We start from the raw sequence: 18,040 nt of genomic DNA, 5'->3' as shown, positions 1-18,040 counted from the left end.
GTCTGGGCCATCAGCCCAGGGCCGTCTCATGCAGGTAATGCCACAGCACCCCTTGGCCCGCACGTTTGAGGATCACGACTGATCGGCGCGAGGTCTCCACGCCGTCCAGGCGATGGGTTTCCAAGTAGCGCATGGCCAGGCCGGCCGCGTCCCGCCATACGGGCTGCATGTCGCAGACGCATATCTCCAGCCCTGGCCGCTGGCCGGCCGCGCGCCGGAACATCTGTTCCACATCGTCCAGGCCGACGAGTCTGCCTGCGGTGGTCACCATGCTGAACTCCGGGCTGAACTGCGGCATCAGCGCCTGCAGCGCGGCCTGTGCGCCCGCTGGTTGGGTGAAGACGGTGTGGATCAGCTTGTGCACCTGATGGATGCTGCGTTCGGCGATGCCGATGTCAATGTCACGGTCGATGGGCTTGTTGTCTTGCATGGTGGTCCTTGAGGGTGTGCAGCGATCGCAGTTGCAGCAGGGGCACAAGCCCTGCCAGCGATGCGATCAGAAACGTCATGTGATAGGCCCGGCCTGCGTCCAGGCGGGTGGCGAGCGTGTTGAAAACCATCAGGAAAAACGCGGCGCCCACGCTGAAGGCCATCTGCCGGTTGAGGTTCCAGATCACGCTGGCCTGCTGCGTCTGCCGGCCCTCGAAGTCCAGCAGCGCCGTCGTCTGCGCGGTATTGGCCCCCAGGCCGCCGCCCAGGCCCATCAGCCCGTAGGCGGCCGCCAGCAGCCAGGGGTCGGCAGGGGCTGCCACGGCGGCCAGCGCCGCAATGCCCAGGCTGTGCAGCACCATGCTGGCGATGAACAGGGGCCGTGCGCCCGCGCGGTTGTACAGCCGGCCGCCCACCAGCATGGACACCAGTGCGCCGCCGGCGTAGACCATCATGAATCGGCCTGTGGCCTGCGCGCTCAGGTGCAGCATGTCCTGCAGGTAGAAGATGTTGAGCAGGTTCACGCCCGTGAACACGCCGGGAATGGCGTGGTAGACGGCCACCGACATGCGCAGGCGCGGGCTTTTGAGCAGTTGCAGTTCCACAATGGGGTGGGCCGTCTTGCGGGCATGGATGGCATACAGCACCGTGAAGGCCAGGCCCGCCGCCATGCCCAGCCAGGCCAGCGCCAGGCCCTGGCCCGAGCCTTGGCCTGCGCCATAGAGCGACATGCCCAGCAGCCAGGCGGCCAGCGCGGCGCTGACCAGCACCAGGCCTTTGAGGTCCGGCCGCTGCCGGGCCGTGGCCGGTGCATCGCGCACCCACAGCCAGGCCAGGCCTGCGGCGGCCAGGGCCAGCGCAATATTGGAATGGAACACCCAGCGCCAGGAGCCGTGGTCCACGATCAGCCCGCCCAGCCAGGGCGAGAGGGCCGGTGCGATCAGCGCCACGGCCATGACCAGCGTGGAGACACGCGCGCGCTCCGGTCCCTGGAACCGGTTGAAGGCCAGGGCCTGGCCCACGGGAATCACCAGGCCGCCCGCCATGCCCTGGATGAAGCGCCAGCCCACCAGCTGGCCGAAGCTGCCCGCCTCGCCGCAGGCCCAGGCGGCCAGGGCGAATGCCAGCATGGAGCCCGCCATCAGCCCGCGCGCGCCCCAGCGGTCGGCCAGCCAGGGGGCAAGGGGAATGGCCAGCGTCAATCCCAGCATGTAGGCATTGGCCACCCAGGCCCCGGCCGAGATGCCCACATGGAACTCGGCCGCAATCGTGGGCAGCGCGACGGCGGGCATGAAGATGTTGATGCAGTCGACGAAGAAACCCATCAGGAAAACGGTGGCCAGGCGGTATCGGTATGTCATCTTGCGCTTTCAGGAGGGGCAAGACTAAAGAGCGCGGGCGGCCACGTCGATGGGGCTATGCTGGACTCTTTGTTTGACTGGATTGAACAATGACCCCCACAAGCACGGCCATGCACACGCTGCTCCACCGCGCGCAGACGTTTCTGGCCGTGGTGGATTTCGGCTCGTACACCAGGGCGGCGGACTTCCTGGGCATCAGCAAGGCCATGGCCAGCCTGCACGTCAAGGCGCTGGAAGAGGCGCTGTCGGTGGCCCTGCTGGTGCGCAACACCCGCAGCATCGCCCTGACGGAAACCGGGCGGGAGTTCTACGACGAGTTCAAGGGCATCGTCCGCGACGTGGGCAGCGCCTTCGACAACGCCATGCACAGCGGCAACCGCATCGCGGGCCGGCTGCGCATCAGCACCACCAGCGAATACGGGGAGAAGTACATTCTTCCGCTGATCCCGGCCTTTCTGGAGCGCTACCCGGGCATCTCGGTGGCCTATGACGTCAACTCTTCACTGAGCGACCTGGTGGCCGAAAAGCTGGACCTGGTCGTGCGCCTGGGCCACCTGGCGGACTCCAGCTTCAAAAGCCGCAGGCTGGCCGGCTACGACATCGTGCTGGTGGCCTCGGCCGCCTTCCTGCGCAGCCATCCCGTGCGCCGGCCCGAAGACCTGGCAGACCTGCCCTGGATTGCCAACAGCAACCTCACCCACCCCACGGCCTGGACGCTGCGCACTGCCGGTGGCCAGGGCGTGGACGTGGTGGGCCGGGCGGCCCACCAATCCAACTCCTCCACCGCCATCCGCGCCCTGGCCCGGTCCTCGCTGGGCGTGGCCGTGCTGCCTGCGTGGTTTGTGGAGGACGACCTGGCCGACGGCGTGCTGCAGCGCGTGCTGCCCGACCACGCCCTGCCGCCCCAGCCCATCAGCGTGGTCTTTCCCGACAGCAGCCACCTGCCGCGCAAGACCCGTGTGTTCATCGACTTCCTGTGCGAGCACCTGGGCCGGGATTGAGCGCGCGGCTGGCCGGCCCGCTCTGGTCCCGTTAAACTGCCCGCAAGCCGAAAGGCCCGGTGCGTAGAAACACCTTCCGTTAGGTTGCAGCCCCCACCTTAAAGCGGGGCTTTGTCATGCCTTATCTCGTCGGATTGGCGCATTTGCTTGCGCCTGTCCGCATGGTTTCGGGCGTGGTGGGGGCTATCCGCAAGGACGCCCGCACGGCTACGGACGTGTTTCTAACCACCACGCCCACCTGTTGTGCGTAGAAACTCAACCGGTGGTTTTCTGTGATCTCGTAGGAAAACAGACCATGACCTTCCCCATCCTTGCCAGCCCCAGCGCTGCGCTTGCCCCTTCCAGCCCTCTTTTCTATCAGGAGGGCTGACCCCATGACATCCCGCAAAAACACTGCCGACGCGGCAGTGCAGGCGCAGCCGTTGCCCAAGCGGCCGCAAGCCGCAAGGCCTTCCGACTGGCCCAGCGCCTGGCAGGCCATGCATGTCTGTCTGGTCGTCATCGAGGGGCGGCTGGTCACCCTGGCCGAGGTCTGTGGCAAAAAGCCTGACCGCAAGGCCCGCCAGTTCGACGTGGAATGCGCGGTGGAGCTGGCGCTGGCGCACATACGCCGCATGCGCGCCGACCCGCCGGACAGCCACCAGGCGTTCGAGCAGCAGTGGCACCTGGCGGCCTGCGCCATCGAGCTGGCCGATGGCGCCTACCGCTTCCCCCGCTCGCGCTACGGCCGCCTGCTCAAGCGCACCCGCTGGCATTTCGACCTGCTCAGGGACCTGGTGGAACGTGTGGAGTGGCAGCACCGGCGCGGCTGAGCCGCAGGCGGCAGCTCAGGCCAGCGGCAGCCGCAGCACGAAGCAGGCGCCCGGCTGGCCGTCGGCGCGGCCCTCGCAGTGCACGCTGCCGCCGTGGCGCTGGGCGATGGAGCGCACCAGGGCCAGGCCCAGGCCCACGCCGCCCGAGCGCTCGCTGGCGCCGGGCAGGCGAAAGAACTTCTCGAAGATGCGCTCGCGGTGGGCCGGCGCCACGCCGGGGCCATGGTCGCAGATGCGGATCTCGGCCATGGCGTCCTGGCGTGCCAGCTCCAGCGTGATGGCGCCCTGGCTGTAGCGGCGCGCGTTCTCCAGCAGGTTGCGCACGGCGCGGCGCAGCAGCTTGGAGATGCCGGGCACTTCCAGCGCGTCGGTGGACTGCAGGTCCAGGTCGGCATCCACGCGTGCGCATTCCTCGGCGGCCAGGCCGATCAGGTCCACGGGCTCGATCGTGCCCACGTCGCCCTCATAGGTCTCCAGCCGGCTGGCCAGCAGGATCTCGTCCACCAGCTGGTCCAGCTCGCTGATGTTGCGCTGGATCTCGGCGCGCGCGCGGGCGCTGGCCGGGTCGTCGCCCATGAATTCCAGGCCCATGCGGATGCGCGTCAGCGGCGAGCGCAGCTCGTGCGAGGCATTGGCCAGCAGCGATTTGTGCGAGGTCACCAGGGTCTCGATGCGCGCGGCGGCGGCGTTGAACTGGTGGGCCAGGTCGGCCACCTCGTCGCTGCCGTGCTCGGGCACGCGCACCGACAGGTCGCCCTCGCCAAAGCGCTTGACGCCGCGCTGCAGGTTCTCCAGCCGCTTGAGCAGGCGGCGGATGATGGGGAACACGCCCACGGCCACGGCCACACCCACCAGGCCCAGCAGCCACAGAAAGCCGAAGGGCGGGCGCAGCCAGAAGGCGGCTGCGCCGTCGTGCGGCGGGCGGTCACCGCGCGGCGGGCGCGGCGCCATGTGCAGCATGTAGGTCTGGCCGTCCGTGCCCTCGATCTCGAAGCGCAGGCCCTCCTCGGGCGGGCCGGGCAGGCGCCGGGCGCGGCCCTGGGCGATGACCTTGCCGTCCGCATCGCGCATGGCCACGTCGCGCGAGGGCGGCGAGCTGGCGCTTTGCACGTTCTGCGCGTTCTGCTCGGCCGCGATCTGCCAGGCCCAGGCCACCGTCAGCGTGAGCACGGCCACGCCGCCGACCACGGCCAGCCAGATGCGCAGGTACAGGCGCTGGGAGAAGAGGGACAGCAGCTTCATTCGCTTGGCTAGTCTTGTTGTTTGGCGAAGACGTAGCCCACGCCGCGCACCGTGAGGATGCGCTTGGGCGCCTTGGGGTCGGCCTCGATGGCGGCGCGGATGCGGCCCATGTGCACGTCGATGGAGCGGTCGAAGGCCTCCAGCTCGCGGCCTCGCACGGCCTCCATGATCTGGTCGCGCGTGAGCACGCGGCCCGCGCGCTCGGCCAGCGTGACCAGCAGGTCGAACTGGTAGGAGGTCAGCTCGCAGGGCTGGCCCGCCACGGTGACGCTGCGCGCGTCGCGGTCGATCTCCAGGCTGCCGAAGCGCAGTGCCGTGGTCGGCTGGCCTGCGGCCGAGCCCTCGCCGCCGCCGCCGCGCCGGCGCAGGATGGCGCGGATGCGCGCCAGCAGCTCGCGCGGCTCGAAGGGCTTGGGCAGGTAGTCGTCGGCGCCGATCTCCAGGCCGATGATGCGGTCCATGGGGTCGCCCTTGGCCGTGAGCATCAGCACCGGCACCTGGGCTGCGGGGCCGGGCAGGGCGCGGATGCGCCGGCAGACCTCCAGGCCGTCCATGTCGGGCAGCATGAGGTCGAGGATGACGAGGTCGGGCAGGTCGGCGCCCGGCACGCCGTCGGCGGGCTGCAGCTGCTCCAGGCCGCTGCGGGCGTCGCCCATGTGCGTGACCTGCAGGCCGTTGTTGCCCAGGTAGTCACCCACCATCTGCGCGAGGCGGGTGTCGTCTTCGATCATCAGAAGATGGTGCGTACTCATGGAGGGCAGTGTATTCATGCTGGGGCCTGGCGTCGTATTGCGACGATGCTCGCAGCGCCCCGTCAGCCGTGCTTGTCGCTTGCGTAAAGTTCGGTAAAACAGCGCAGCCTGCGGCCAGCCGCTCAACTGCCGCGTTGCGCGGGCCGCACCGCATGCACGCGCGAGGCCAGCGCGATCAGCACCAGCACGGGCAGGCCCAGCAGGGCCGTGGCCTGGAAGAAGCTCACGTAGCCATGCGCATCGACAAAGGCGCCCGAGAAGCCGGCCAGCCACTTGGGCGCCAGCAGCATCATGGAGCTGAACAGCGCGTACTGCGTGGCCGAGTACTGCACATTGGTCAGCCCTGACAGGTAGGCGATGAAGGCCGCCGAGGCGATGCCGCCGGCCAGGTTGTCCGCGCTCACCACCCAGACCAGCGCATTCACGTCATGGCCGCGCGTGGCCAGCCAGGCGAACAGCAGGTTGGTGGCGGCCGACAGCGCGGCGCCCAGCATCAGCACGCGCATCACGCCCCAGCGCATGGCCAGCGCCCCGCCCAGGAAGGCGCCCGCCAGCGTCATGATCACGCCGTACACCTTGGTCACGGCGGCCACCTCGTCCTTGGTGAAGCCCATGTCCACGTAGAAGGGGTTGGCCATGATGCCCATGACCACGTCGCTGATGCGGTAGATGGCGATCAGGCCCAGCACCAGCAGCGCCTGCCAGCGGTAGCGGCCCAGGAAGTCGGCAAAGGGCTCGACCAGCGCGCTGTGCAGCCACTCGGCCGCGTTGCGGGCAGGCGCCAGCGGGCGTGGCACCGGTTCCGGCGAGAGCAGCACGGTCAGCATGCCCACGGACATGGAGGCGGCCATGGCCAGGTAGGCCACCTGCCAGGCGCCGCTCTGGTAGCCCGCCGTGCCCGCCACCTCGGCGCGGGCGGCCAGCCACAGCACGCCGGCGCCGGCCCAGATCATGGCCAGCCGGTAGCCGGTCTGGTAGGTGGCGGCCAGCGCGGCCTGGCGCTCGGTGTCGGCAGATTCGATGCGGTAGGCGTCCAGCGCAATGTCCTGCGTGGCCGAGCCGAAGGCCACGGCCAGCGCGCACCACACCAGCGGCGTGAGAGAGACGCGCGGATCGTTGAATGCCATGCCGCACAGCCCGGCGACGATGAGCATCTGCGCGAACAGCAGCCAGCCGCGCCGCCGCCCCAGCCAGCGCGTGAGCAGCGGCAGCGGCATGCGGTCCACCAGCGGCGACCAGACCCACTTGAAGGCATAGGCCAGGCCCACCCAGCTCAGGTAGCCGATGGTGGTGCGGTCCACGCCGGCCTCGCGCAGCCAGAACGACAACGTGCCCAGCACCAGCAGCAGCGGCAGGCCTGCCGAAAAACCCAGGGCCAGCATGCGCAGGCTGGCCGGCTCGGCATAGACGCGCAGGGTCTGGGCCCAGCTGCGGCGGGGCGCTTCAGTGGGGGTGGAAGGGGCGGAGGAGGTGGTGGTGGACGGCTCGGTCATGTTGGGCTGCGGCAGGCTGCGGCCATTATCGGGCCCATGGTGGCGCGGACTGGCGCGCGCTACCATCGCGGGCACAGGATGCCGCCATGGCCTACACCCTCTCTTCCCTCCACAGCGATGCCACCGATACCGCCTTCGCGCCGCACAGCTCGGTGCGCAGCTACAGCGGCGAGCACCAGGCCCACGCCCACGGCCATGCGCAGATCCTCTATGCGCTGCAGGGCCGCATGGAGCTGGAGGTGGGCGGGCGCAGCGCCTTTGTGGACGCCGTCAGCGGCATGCTCATCCCCGCCGGCGTGGACCACGGCTACCTGGCGGCGCCGCGCTCGCGCGTGTTCGTCATCGATGCGCCCAGCGGCCCGGGGCTGGACCGGATGCGGCGCTTTTCCGTGCCACCGGCCCTGCGCGGCCGGGAGTCGGAAGGCCCGGCCACAGAGCAGCTGGCCCAGGTGCTGCAGGCGCCCGGCCTGCTGGCGCGCCGGGGGCTGGACCTGCAAGGGCTGGCCGCGCAGGTGCAGGCCGCGCTGCACGAGGACTGGCCCACGGCCCGGCTGGCCGCCCTGTGCCACATGAGCGCCCAGCGCTTTCACGCGCGCTTCGTGGAGCTGGCGGGCCAGCCGCCCCAGGCCTGGCTGCGCGGCCTGCGCCTGGATGCGGCCGAGCGCGGGCTGGCGCGGGGCCTGCCCCTGGAGGCCACGGCGCTGCGCTGCGGCTATGCCTCGGCCAGCGCCCTGGCCTATGCGCTGCGGCGCGACCGGGGCGTGACGGCGCGGCAACTGCGCGGCTAGCCCGTTCACAGTCCTCCGGACTACGAGCGTTTCTCGACAAATGCCCTGCCGCGCCCGGCGCAACATGGCGCCATGGTTCGCAATTCTTCCGCTTCTTCCTCCGCCGTCGGCATCGCCTTCGTTTCGGTGGCTGCCGTGCTCTGGGGCACGACGGGCACGGCGCAAAGCCTGGGCGCAGGCGGGCTGTCGCCGTTCTGGGTGGGCGCCGCGCAGCTGGCCGTCTCCAGCCTGTTTCTGGGGGCGCTGCTGGCGGTTTCCCATTGGAGGCTGCGCGGGCGGGCCGGGCAGGGCGCGGCGCGCGTCCAGCCGCTGCTGCCCAACCCGGTGCACCTGGGACTGCGCCCGGCCTGGTTCCTGCTGGCATCCATGGGAATCGGCGGCTACAGCATCTTTTTCTACGAGGGCGTGACGCTCACGGGCGTGGCCGTGGGCACGGCCGTGGCGATTGGCAGCGGCCCCATCTGGGCCGGGCTGATGCAGGCGCTGGTGCTGCGCGCGCCCCTGTCTGCGCTGTGGTGGGCCGGCACGCTGGTGAGCGTGGCGGGAGGCGCGGCCATGGTGATGGCCCGGGGCGGCGCCACGCTGTCCTGGAGCGGCCTGGCCCTGTGCCTGCTGGCGGGGCTGTCGTACGCGGGCTATGCGCTGATCAACAAGCGCCTGGTCACCCACATGTCGCCGCGCGTGGTGAATTTCTATGTCTTCACCGGGGCGGCCTGCATGGCGGTGCCGATTGCGCTGGTGCAAAGCGGCCTGCCGCAGTGGAGCCTGGCGGCCGTGCTGGTGGTGGTCTACCTGGGCGTGGTGGTGTCGGGCCTGGCGCACATGCTGTTTTCCATCGGGCTGCGCAGCATCTCGGGCCCCACGGGCGTGACGCTGAGCCTGATCGAGCCCGTGGCGGCCTTCGTGCTGGCGGTGTGGGTCGTGGGCGAGCGGCAGCCGCTGCAATCGTGGCTGGGGCTGCTGGCCGTGCTGGCGGGGCTGATGCTGGTGATCGGCGCCGAGATGCGGGCGCAGCGGGCCGTGATGGCCGCGCAGATGGCGTAACTCTTTGTAGGCCGGCGCCGCTCTTCACGATGCGCTGTTCTCCGCATGTTTCAGGCATGCATGGCCGCTAGACTTGGCGGCATGCAGCAGCCATCCCATCTCTCCTCCGAACCCTGTGCCCCGTCCGCCTGGGGCTGTGCCTGCGCGCCCTGGCGCGCGCGTCGCGGTTTTCTGCTGGCCGGCAGCGCGGCGGCCATGGGCCTGGCCACCGCGCCGGTGGCGGCACAGGTGCAGGTAGGCGGTGCCTCGGGCCTGCGCAAGCTGGTGCCGGCCGAGACGCTGGAAGGCGCCGCCACCGACCAGTACCAGCAACTGCTGGCCAAGGCCCGCGCTCAGGGCGCACTGGCTGGCGACAGCAACCCGCAGCTGCAGCGGCTGCGCGCCATTGCCCGGCGGCTGATTCCCTACACCGCCCAATGGAACCCGCGTGCCAATGCCTGGCGCTGGGAGGTGAACCTGATCGGCAGCAAGGAGATCAATGCCTTTTGCATGCCGGGCGGCAAGATCGCCTTCTACACGGGCATCATCGACCAGTTGCAGCTCACCGACGACGAGATCGCCATGATCATGGGCCACGAAATGGCCCATGCGCTGCGCGAGCACTCGCGCGAGCAGTTGGCCAAGAACCAGGCCACCAGCATCGGCATCTCGCTGGGCGCCCAATTGCTGGGCCTGGGCGACCTGGGCAATGCGGCGGCCCGCCTGGGCGGCCAGTTGCTGTCGCTGAAATTCAGCCGGGGCGACGAGAGCGAGGCCGACCTCGTGGGCCTGGAGCTGGCTGCGCGCGCCGGCTACAACCCCCAGGCCTCGGTCTCGCTGTGGCGCAAGATGGGCCAGGCCACGGGCGACCGTGGCGGCCTGGAATTCCTGTCCACCCACCCCGCAGGCCCCGAGCGCATCCGCGAACTGGAGCGCAACATCCCGCGCGTGGAAGGCCTCTACGAGGCCGCACGGCGCGGGTAGGCAGCCGCCTTCAGGTGGCGGCTTTTTGCTTTGGTTGGTAGCCCATCACGGCTTTCACTTCAAGGTACTCCTTGAAGCCGTGCTCGCCCCATTCCCGGCCCGTGCCCGACTGCTTGTAGCCGCCGAACGGCGCGCCGAAGTCCGGTCCTGCCCCGTTGAGGTGGACCATGCCGGTGCGCAGGCGCGAGGCCACGCGGCGCGCGCGCTCCAGGCTGCCTGACTGCACATAGCCCGACAGGCCGTAGGGCGTGTCGTTGGCCTGGGCGATGGCCTCCTCCTCCGTGTCGTAGGGCAGGATGACCAGCACGGGGCCGAAGATCTCCTCGCGCGCAATGGTCATGTCGTTGCGCACGTCGGCAAACACCGTGGGCCGCACGAAGTAGCCGCGCGCAAGGCCCTCGGGGCGGCCCGTGCCGCCGGCCACCAGGGTGGCGCCTTCGGCGATGCCGGCCTCGATCAGGCCCTGGATCTTGCGGAACTGCGCCTCGCTGACCACGGGGCCCATGTGCATGGCGCCGGTGTCGGCCAGTGCATCGCCCACCTTCACGCCCTCGGCAGCGGCCTTGGCGGCCGCCACGGCGCGCGCATGCAGGGCACGCGGCACGAACATGCGCGTGGGTGCGTTGCAGCTCTGGCCGGAGTTGGTGAAGCAGGCGTTCACGCCCTGGGCAACGGCCTTTTCGATGTCGGCGTCGTCCAGCACGATGTTGGCCGACTTGCCGCCCAGCTCCTGCGTCACGCGCTTGACGGTATCGGCCGAGGCCTTGGCCACGGCAATGCCCGCGCGCGTGGAGCCCGTGAAGGTCATCATGTCGATGCCGGGGTGCACGGACATGGCCTCGCCCACCGAGGGGCCGTCGCCGTTGACCAGGTTGAACACGCCGGCCGGCACGCCCGCTTCGTGCAGGATCTCGGCCACCAGGATGGCATTGAGCGGTGCGATCTCCGAGGGCTTGAGCACCATGGTGCAGCCCGCCGCCAGGGCCGGTGCCACCTTGCACATGATCTGGTTGATGGGCCAGTTCCAGGGCGTGATCATGCCCACCACGCCCACGGGCTCATGCACGATGCCGGTGGTGCCGCGCACGCTCTCGAACTCGAATTCCTTGAGCACCTGCAGGGTCTGCTTCAGGTGCCCTGCGCCCACGGTGGCCTGGGCCGCGCGCGACAGCCACAGCGGCGCGCCCATCTCCAGCGAGATGGTCTGCGCCACCTCGTCGATGCGGCGCATGTAGACCGCCAGCACCTTGTCCAGCAGGGCCAGCCGCTCGTCGCGCGTGGTCTGCGAGAAGCCGTCGAACGCGCGGCGTGCGGCGGCCACGGCTGCATCGACATCGGCGGCCGAGCCCATGCTGATGCGGGCCGCCACCTCCTCGGTGGACGGATTGATCACATCCAGCGTGCGCGGCACGGCCGGGGGAACCCATTGGCCGTCGATATAGAACTGCAGGTGCTCTTGCGTGCTCATGAAGCTGTCTCCGTGTCTCGTTGTCATTGGGTGGAAGGGGTGTCGAAGGTGACGCGCTGGTTCACGCGGTAGTGGGGCCAGTAGTCGGCCACAGCATAGTGCTGCGTGCTGCGGTTGTCCCAGATGGCGATGCCGCCCGCGTCCCATTGATGATGCACCATGAACTCCGGCTTCTTCAGCCAGTCCAGCAGGAAGGCGAGCACGCCGCGCGCCTCGTGCCGGTCCACGCCCGTGATGTGGCGCGTGAAATCGGCATTGACGAAGATGCACTTGCGGCCTGAATCGGGGTTGGTGCGCACCACGGGATGCGTCACGGGCTTGAACTGGCGCAGCGCCTCGAACAGCGCATCTTCGCCCTTGCGGCCCAGGTATTCCCGGAAGCCCGATTCCTCCCAGGTATGGACCGCCTGCAGGCCTTCCAGGTACTGCTGCATGCCGGGCGAGAGCCAGTCATAGGCCTTGCTGGTGCTGGTCCAGCAGGTGTTGCCGCCGGCCGGCGGCGTGGTCACGATCTGGATCACGGTGCCCAGCGGCGGCTGCTGCTTCCAGCTGATGTCGGTGTGCCAGTTGTCTATGGCGGGCGGGCGGTCCTTGTCGGAGATGATCATCTCCACGTCGGGCATGCCGCTCTTGCGCTCGAAGTACGAGCCCTTGGACAGCGGGCCGAACACCTGCGCCAGCGCCACATGCTGCTCGGCCGTGATGGCCTGGGGCCGGAAGAAGATGACCTCGAAGTCGTACAGGGCCTGTCGCAGTTCCGCCTGCACCTCGGGGGACAGGGGCCGGGTCAGGTCCACGCCCTCGATCCAGGCCGCGAAGTTGGGCATGCGCGGCACGGGGCGGATGTGGTGGTAGCGGGCGTCGATGTCGATCAGCTGCATGGGGGCGGCATTGGCCATGGGGTACTCCTTGAAGGAACGGATGGGAGGGGAGGAAGGGGGGAAGGTGGGGAGAAAGGGCTGGCGGGCTCACTGCCAGTGCAGCAGCCGCCTCTCGGCCCAGGACATGAAGCGCACCATGCCCACGCCCAGCAGGGCCAGCACCAGCAGCAGCGCCATGACGCCATTGATGTCGAAGGTGGAGCCCAGGTAGGCCAGGGTCTGGCCCAGGCCCTTTTCGCTGGCGATGATCTCGGTGCCCACCACGCCCAGCAGGGCATAGATCAATCCCAGGCGCAGGCCCGAGAAGATCACCGGGACGGCGCCGGGCAGCGTGACCTCGAAGAAGGTGGTGGCGGCGCTGGCGCCCAGCGTGCGGCACAGCGTCACATGGTCCTGGCTGACGCCCCGCATGCCTGCCACCGTGGCCGACAGCACGATGAAGAAGGTCAGCGAGCAGCCCACGGCGATCTTGCTGCCCAGCCCCAGCCCGAACCACAGGATGAACAGCGGCGCCAGCGCGATGCGCGGCATCACGTTCAGCGCGTTGAAGTAGGGCTCTGCAAAGCGCTCGATGGCCGGCCAGCGCACGAAGGCCAGCCCCGTGGCGAAGGCGGCCACGCTGCCCAGCACGAAGGAGCAGGCCACGGCCGCCAGCGTCCAGCCCAGGTCGGACCAGAACCGGGCCGTGCCCGCATGGTTCCAGAGATAGGCGGCCACGCCGCTGGGCTGGCCGAAGAAGGTGGGGTCCAGCCAGCGGCGCGCGGCGGCCCATTCGGCCAGTCCCAGCACGAGACAGATGAACAGCGCATGCAGCGCCAGCCATTGCAGACGGTCAGCCTTCATGGTGCACCCATCCCGATTCAAGCTGCGACCACAGGGCCGCGTGGAGTTCATGGAAGCGCGGCGACTTCTGCAGGTCGCGGATGGCGCGCGGGCGCGGCAGGTCTATGGGCAGGTCGGCGATGATGCGGCCCGGGCGCGAGGACATCACCACCACGCGGTCGGAGACGGCCACGGCCTCGGCCAGGTCATGGGTCACGAACAGCACGCTGTGGCGGTGCTGCTGGCACAGGCGCAGCAGCAGGTCCTGCAGCTGCAGCTTGGTCTGCGCGTCCAGGGCGCCGAAGGGCTCGTCCATCAGCAGCAGCTGCGCGTCCAGCGCAAAGGTGCGCGCCAGCGCCGTGCGCTGGCGCATGCCGTGGGACAAGGCCTTGGGCAGGGCCTGCGCATGGTCGGCCAGGCCCACCTCCTGCAGCATGCGCAGTGCGCGCTCCGTGCTGTCGGCCGTGCCGACGCCGCGCACGCGCGCGCCGAAGGCGGCGTTCTCCAGCGCCGTGCACCAGGGCAGCAGGCTGTCGCGCGCCAGCATGTAGCCCACGCGGGAACTGCCCAGGCGCGGTGCCTCGCCCAGCACGCGCAGCGTGCCGGCGCCGGTGTGGGCCACCAGGCCCGCGCAGAGGTTGAGCAGACTGGTCTTGCCGCAGCCGCTGGGCCCGACCAGCGAGACGAATTCGCCCTCGGCCACCTGCAGCGCAATGTTGTCCAGCACCTGCGTGCGGCCGTCGGCGGCAATGGCCTGCGGGGGCGGAAGGCGTGATCCATTGGGAGTCATGGCGAGCGCCTCCTTCACTGCGCCAGCAGGGGCGCGGTGTCGATCAGCTGGCTGATCTGCCCCGTGCGCTGCAGGTAGCGGGCGGCGTGCTGCAATGCCCCGGGGTCCACTGCGAACTGCATGGAAGGAATGGCGTTGCGCAGCGCCACCTCCAGGATCCGGTCGCCGTCTGGCGTGTTGATCCTGAAGCTGTCCTGCGCGACTTTGAGCAATGCATCGAAATGGGCCGGTTCGCGGGCATAGCCGGCCGCCTCGTTCATGGCGCGGCGCAAGCCCTCCACGGCCGGGGCGTTCTTGCGCAGGAAGTCGGCGCGCACCACCTGCAGCACGCCGGCGCCGTTGGTGTCCACCACATCGGCCGGACCCTGGCCCCTGCGCGGATCGACGACGATGCGGCAGGCCTGGCTGACCTCGCAAAAGCCATCCATGGGCGAGAACAGCATCAGGCCATCGACCTGTTTTTGCGCAATCGCCGGAAAGGCGGTGTTGGGCGAGCCCACGGCGACGATGGTGACGTCGTCCGCCTTCATGCCGGCACCCTGCAGCAGGCTCACGAGCTGGAATTCGGCCGCGCTGCCACGCGCCGTCACGCCGATGCGCCGGCCCTTGAAGTCCTGCATCACGGCGGGATAGCCCTGGGCGGCACGCGGGGTGGGCAGGGCCGACGAGGCCATGAGGAAGAACGTCGGCGCGCTCGCGCCGCTGCCGATCACCTTGAGGTCGGCGCCCTTGTTGACCGCCTGAAGCAGCACCTCGGGCGGCGTAAACGCCACTTCGAGGTCACCGGCCAGCAAGGTCTGCAGCGCCAGCGGCGCCTGCGGGATGGGGCGCAGTTCGCAGCGTATGCCGTGCTTCTCGCACAGTCCCCGCGCGTTGGCCACGCGCACCAGGAAATTGCCGATGCCGGGGTAGTCCTGGATACGCAGCGTGGGCGTCTGTGCCAGGGCTGCCTGGGTCGAGAGCAGTGCGAACACGAAGGCGGATACCAGGGCGAGCGTGGTGCGGATCATGGGGCGGGCTCCATACGTGTGGGTATGGGGCCGATTACAAGGACGGTGCTATGCGCCAATTGCCGCGAAAGGGACAATGGGCGGGTGAACACCAAGCTCGGTTCCCCCAACACCTCTTTGGCGCAGGCGCGCAGCGAGCGCTATCGCGTGGACCTGCTGGCCGAATTGCCGGCCGCATCGGCACGCGGGCTGCGGGCCATAGGCTCCAGGCGCCGCTACCGCGATGGACAGTTCGTGCAAAAGCGCGGCGATGCGGCCGACCATGCGCTGGTGCTGCTGTCAGGGCGCTTTCGTGTCGTGGCCTTCACCGTGGGCGGCACCGAGCGCATGACGCGCTGGCTGGAGGCCGGGGAGATCACCGGCATCAGCTCGGTGCTGGGCAATGCGCCCGTGCCCGTGGACCTGGTGGCCGATGGCGATGTCGAGGTGCTGGTTCTGCCGCGCCAGCCGCTGCTGGACTTCCTGGAGCGCGATGCGCCCGCATGCCTGGCTGTGGCGCGCCTGCTGAGCCTGCGCGTGAACGGGCTGCTGGACACCATCTTCATCAGTTCGGAGGACACGCTGCATGCCCGGGTCTGGGCCACCTTGCAGGTTCTGGCGGCAGAGAACGGCCAGCCCCTGCCCGGTGGCCGCACCCTGCTGCGCATATCGCAGGGTGATCTGTCGCATGTGGTGGGCGCCTCGCGCCAGCGCGTGAACGAGGAGCTGCGCAAGCTGCAGGCGGGCGGCAGCGTGCGTCTGGGCTATCGGTGGATCGAGGTGCTGGGCTGAGACAGCTGCAGGCTCAGGTCCCGCCCACGTAGGGGTTGCTCTTGCGCTCGCGGCCGAAGCTGCTTTCGGGGCCGTGGCCCGGGATGAACACGGTCTGGTCGCCCATGGGCCACAGGCGCTGGACGATGCTGTCGATCAGCTGCTGGTGGTTGCCCTGGGGAAAGTCGGTGCGGCCTATGCTGCCCGCGAACAGCACGTCTCCCACGAAGGCGCGGTCGATCTGCGGCGCATGGAACACCACGTGGCCGGGCGTATGGCCGGGGCAGTGGCGCACCTGCAGCGTCTCCTGGCCGATGCTCACCGTGTCGCCATCGTGCAGCCAGCGCGTGGGCGTGAAGGGGTCCGAATGCGGGAAGCCGAACATGGCGCCCTGTTGGGGCAGGGCATCGATCCAGAACTGGTCTCCGGGATGGGGGCCGATGATGGGCAACTGCTGTGCATCGGCCAGCTCGCGCGTGCCGCCCGCGTGGTCTATGTGGGCGTGCGTGAGCCAGATGGCCTTGAGCGCCAGGCCCAGGCGCTCAATCTCCCAGCCGATCTGCTCCAGGTCGCCGCCCGGATCGATGACGGCGGCTTCCATGGTCTGGTCGCACCAGACCAGCGAGCAGTTCTGCTGGAAGGCGGTGACGGGGATGGTGTGGTACTGGAGCATGGGCGGCGTGGGTGCTTCTGGCGAAAGCGCCCATTATTCCCGCTCCTTCCCCTGATGGCAGCGCAGGGCCGCCCGCTTGCGCCCTCAGGTGGTCGGCTGGCCGCATTGCCCGCAGAACCGCGCGCCGGCCGGATGGCTGGCGTTGCAGTTCCTGCAGGCCTGCGGCAGCACCGCGCCGCCACACTGCGGGCAAAAGCGCGAGCTGGCGGCAATGGATGCACGGCAGCCGGGGCAGACCGCCGCCACGGCTGCGGCACGGTATGCGCCGCCGCCGTGGTGGCCTCCGCGCGAATGATTTCCGAACAGTCTTTGCAAGAGTCCCATGGTGTATTCCTTCGCACTGCGCGGATGCGCCGCTGCAGTCGTTCAAAGGTGCATTGGGACACGGCAGCGGTGCGCCGGGCCGTGGATGGCGATCATTTAATGTGGCTGTCATCTCGTGGCAATCCAGGTCCTGTGACGGACAGGAGACAGCCTCGCGGGCAGACCCCGTGGCTGCGGCAACGCCGCCGTGTTACAAGCTAGCCGTGCCGCCAAGCCAGCCTGCCCCCGATGCAGGCACGCAAGGATTTTTTCGAGGATGGGCCGGGCCGCCACCTGCGCAATGCAGGGCGGGTACCGGCATCACGCGAGGGAGAACCGGTATGTTGATTGGCGTGCCTGCCGAGACCATGGCAGGAGAAACCCGGGTGGCTGCGACCCCCGAGACCGTCAAGAAGCTGCGTGCGCAAGGCCATGTGCTGCGCGTGCAGGCGGGGGCGGGAGTGGCGGCCAGCGTGCCCGATGCCTTGTACGAGGCAGCGGGCGCGGAGATCGTCGATGTGGCAGGCGCCCTGAGCGCCGACCTGGTGCTCAAGGTCCGTATCCCTTCGGAGGACGAGTTGCCCGGCATCCGCAAGGGCGCAACGCTGGTCGGCATGCTGGACCCGTTCCAGCCCGCAGGCCTGCAGCGCCTGGCCGATGCGGGCATCACGGCCTATGCGCTGGAGGCGGCTCCGCGCACCACGCGTGCGCAGAGCATGGACGTGCTGTCCAGCCAGGCCAACATCGCGGGCTACAAGGCCGTGATGATTGCGGCCAACCAGTACCAGCGCTTCTTTCCCATGCTGATGACGGCGGCGGGCACGGTGAAGGCCGCGCGCGTCGTGGTGCTGGGCGTGGGCGTGGCCGGCCTGCAGGCCATTGCCACGGCCAAGCGCCTGGGCGCCGTGATCGAGGCCAGCGATGTGCGGCCCAGCGTGCGTGAGCAGGTCGAATCCCTGGGCGGCAAGTTCATCGACGTGCCCTACGAGACCGCCGAGGAAAAGGAGGCCGCCGAAGGCGTGGGCGGCTACGCGCGCCCCATGCCGCAAAGCTGGCTGGACCGCCAGAAGGCCGAGGTGGCCAAGCGCGTGGCCCAGGCCGACGTGGTCATCACCACGGCGCTGATCCCGGGCCGGCCCGCTCCCGTGCTGGTCACGGCCGAGATGGTGCAGGCCATGAAGCCCGGCGCTGTCATCGTGGACCTGGCGGCCGAGCGCGGCGGCAACTGCCCGCTGACCCAGGCCGGCATGACCGTGGTCACGCATGGCGTGACCATCGTGGGCCTGACCAACCTGCCCGCCATGGTGGCGGCCGATGCCTCGGCCCTGTATGCACGCAATGTGCTCGATTTTCTCAAGCTCATCATCAACAAGGATGGCGCCCTGCATGTGGACATGGAGGACGACATCGTGGCCGCGTGCCTGATGGCCCATGAAGGCCAGCTGCGGAGGAAATGAC

The 18,040-nt window shown here is 69.4% G+C and carries 19 protein-coding genes; 7 read left to right on the top strand and 12 right to left on the bottom strand.

Annotated features, from left to right (window positions below):
- Positions 1-10: 10 nt before the first annotated feature.
- Together BW39_RS11805 and BW39_RS11800 are read right to left on the bottom strand one after the other, a co-directional pair.
- Positions 11-430 (bottom strand): hypothetical protein, encoded by a 420-nt coding sequence (locus BW39_RS11805; RefSeq protein WP_043821900.1) that lies wholly within the window; start codon positions 428-430, stop codon positions 11-13.
- A complete protein-coding gene (locus tag BW39_RS11800; RefSeq protein ID WP_043821898.1) occupies positions 402-1,790 on the bottom strand; it encodes an MFS transporter in 1,389 nt (462 codons plus the stop codon). The genes BW39_RS11805 and BW39_RS11800 overlap by 29 nt, the downstream gene beginning before the upstream one ends.
- Before the next feature lie 110 nt (positions 1,791-1,900).
- On the opposite strand from BW39_RS11800, the gene BW39_RS11795 reads away from it, so the two are divergent.
- Together BW39_RS11795 and BW39_RS11790 are read left to right on the top strand one after the other, a co-directional pair.
- Entirely contained in the window at positions 1,901-2,791 is an 891-nt protein-coding gene (locus BW39_RS11795) for a LysR family transcriptional regulator (protein ID WP_235264200.1), read from the top strand.
- Positions 2,792-3,165: 374 nt separating this feature from the next.
- Complete coding sequence (locus BW39_RS11790) at positions 3,166-3,603, top strand: hypothetical protein (protein WP_043821895.1); 438 nt, start codon at positions 3,166-3,168, stop codon at positions 3,601-3,603.
- 15 nt (positions 3,604-3,618) lie between these two features.
- Here BW39_RS11790 and BW39_RS11785 read toward each other — a convergent pair whose 3' ends face one another.
- The 3 genes from BW39_RS11785 to BW39_RS11775 all read right to left on the bottom strand — a co-directional run bounded on the left by BW39_RS11785 (position 3,619) and on the right by BW39_RS11775 (position 7,090).
- On the bottom strand, positions 3,619-4,845 hold the full coding sequence (locus BW39_RS11785; RefSeq protein WP_013800196.1) for an ATP-binding protein: 1,227 nt from the start codon (positions 4,843-4,845) through the stop codon (positions 3,619-3,621).
- Between the two features lie 8 nt (positions 4,846-4,853).
- A complete protein-coding gene (locus BW39_RS11780; RefSeq protein WP_043821893.1) occupies positions 4,854-5,615 on the bottom strand; it encodes a response regulator transcription factor in 762 nt (253 codons plus the stop codon).
- 104 nt (positions 5,616-5,719) lie between these two features.
- A complete protein-coding gene (locus tag BW39_RS11775) occupies positions 5,720-7,090 on the bottom strand; it encodes an AmpG family muropeptide MFS transporter (protein ID WP_442854784.1) in 1,371 nt (456 codons plus the stop codon).
- A gap of 86 nt (positions 7,091-7,176) precedes the next feature.
- Here BW39_RS11775 and BW39_RS11770 point away from each other — a divergent pair, with 86 nt between their 5' ends.
- The 3 genes from BW39_RS11770 (at position 7,177) to BW39_RS11760 (ending at position 9,885) form a co-directional block, all read left to right on the top strand.
- Positions 7,177-7,878, top strand: coding sequence for a helix-turn-helix domain-containing protein (locus BW39_RS11770; protein WP_043821889.1), 702 nt, complete (start codon positions 7,177-7,179; stop codon positions 7,876-7,878).
- Positions 7,879-7,950: 72 nt separating this feature from the next.
- Positions 7,951-8,922 carry a DMT family transporter gene (locus BW39_RS11765; RefSeq protein ID WP_043821887.1) on the top strand — a complete coding sequence of 324 codons (972 nt, stop codon included), beginning with the start codon at positions 7,951-7,953 and terminating at the stop codon, positions 8,920-8,922.
- A 60-nt stretch (positions 8,923-8,982) separates the two neighbouring features.
- Positions 8,983-9,885, top strand: a complete 903-nt coding sequence (locus BW39_RS11760) for a M48 family metallopeptidase (protein WP_016448572.1) — start codon at positions 8,983-8,985, stop codon at positions 9,883-9,885.
- A gap of 10 nt (positions 9,886-9,895) precedes the next feature.
- Here BW39_RS11760 and BW39_RS11755 read toward each other — a convergent pair whose 3' ends face one another.
- The 5 genes from BW39_RS11755 to BW39_RS11735 form a co-directional block, all read right to left on the bottom strand.
- On the bottom strand, positions 9,896-11,353 hold the full coding sequence (locus BW39_RS11755) for an aldehyde dehydrogenase family protein (protein ID WP_043821885.1): 1,458 nt from the start codon (positions 11,351-11,353) through the stop codon (positions 9,896-9,898).
- A gap of 23 nt (positions 11,354-11,376) precedes the next feature.
- On the bottom strand, positions 11,377-12,252 hold the full coding sequence (locus BW39_RS11750; protein ID WP_043821883.1) for a TauD/TfdA dioxygenase family protein: 876 nt from the start codon (positions 12,250-12,252) through the stop codon (positions 11,377-11,379).
- 69 nt (positions 12,253-12,321) lie between these two features.
- Positions 12,322-13,077: an ABC transporter permease gene (locus tag BW39_RS11745; protein ID WP_013800204.1), complete on the bottom strand. Its 756-nt coding sequence runs from the start codon at positions 13,075-13,077 to the stop codon at positions 12,322-12,324.
- Positions 13,067-13,846: an ABC transporter ATP-binding protein gene (locus BW39_RS11740; RefSeq protein ID WP_043821923.1), complete on the bottom strand. Its 780-nt coding sequence runs from the start codon at positions 13,844-13,846 to the stop codon at positions 13,067-13,069. The genes BW39_RS11745 and BW39_RS11740 overlap by 11 nt, the downstream gene beginning before the upstream one ends.
- Before the next feature lie 14 nt (positions 13,847-13,860).
- Positions 13,861-14,856, bottom strand: a complete 996-nt coding sequence (locus tag BW39_RS11735; RefSeq protein WP_043821880.1) for an ABC transporter substrate-binding protein — start codon at positions 14,854-14,856, stop codon at positions 13,861-13,863.
- An 84-nt stretch (positions 14,857-14,940) separates the two neighbouring features.
- Here BW39_RS11735 and BW39_RS11730 point away from each other — a divergent pair, with 84 nt between their 5' ends.
- Positions 14,941-15,627 (top strand): Crp/Fnr family transcriptional regulator, encoded by a 687-nt coding sequence (locus BW39_RS11730; protein ID WP_013800207.1) that lies wholly within the window; start codon positions 14,941-14,943, stop codon positions 15,625-15,627.
- A gap of 13 nt (positions 15,628-15,640) precedes the next feature.
- Here BW39_RS11730 and BW39_RS11725 read toward each other — a convergent pair whose 3' ends face one another.
- Positions 15,641-16,279: an MBL fold metallo-hydrolase gene (locus BW39_RS11725; protein ID WP_012202273.1), complete on the bottom strand. Its 639-nt coding sequence runs from the start codon at positions 16,277-16,279 to the stop codon at positions 15,641-15,643.
- A gap of 84 nt (positions 16,280-16,363) precedes the next feature.
- Positions 16,364-16,603 (bottom strand): zinc ribbon domain-containing protein, encoded by a 240-nt coding sequence (locus BW39_RS30320; protein ID WP_013800208.1) that lies wholly within the window; start codon positions 16,601-16,603, stop codon positions 16,364-16,366.
- Between the two features lie 320 nt (positions 16,604-16,923).
- Here BW39_RS30320 and BW39_RS11720 point away from each other — a divergent pair, with 320 nt between their 5' ends.
- The gene (locus tag BW39_RS11720) at positions 16,924-18,039 is read left to right on the top strand and encodes a Re/Si-specific NAD(P)(+) transhydrogenase subunit alpha (RefSeq protein ID WP_043821878.1); all 1,116 of its coding nucleotides are present in this window, start codon (positions 16,924-16,926) and stop codon (positions 18,037-18,039) included.
- The last annotated feature ends 1 nt before the right edge of the window (position 18,040 follow it).

Source organism: Delftia sp. RIT313 (assembly GCF_000632165.1).
GTDB classification, from domain to species: domain Bacteria; phylum Pseudomonadota; class Gammaproteobacteria; order Burkholderiales; family Burkholderiaceae_C; genus Comamonas; species Comamonas acidovorans.
This window is presented reverse-complemented; position numbering and strand designations above follow the sequence as displayed.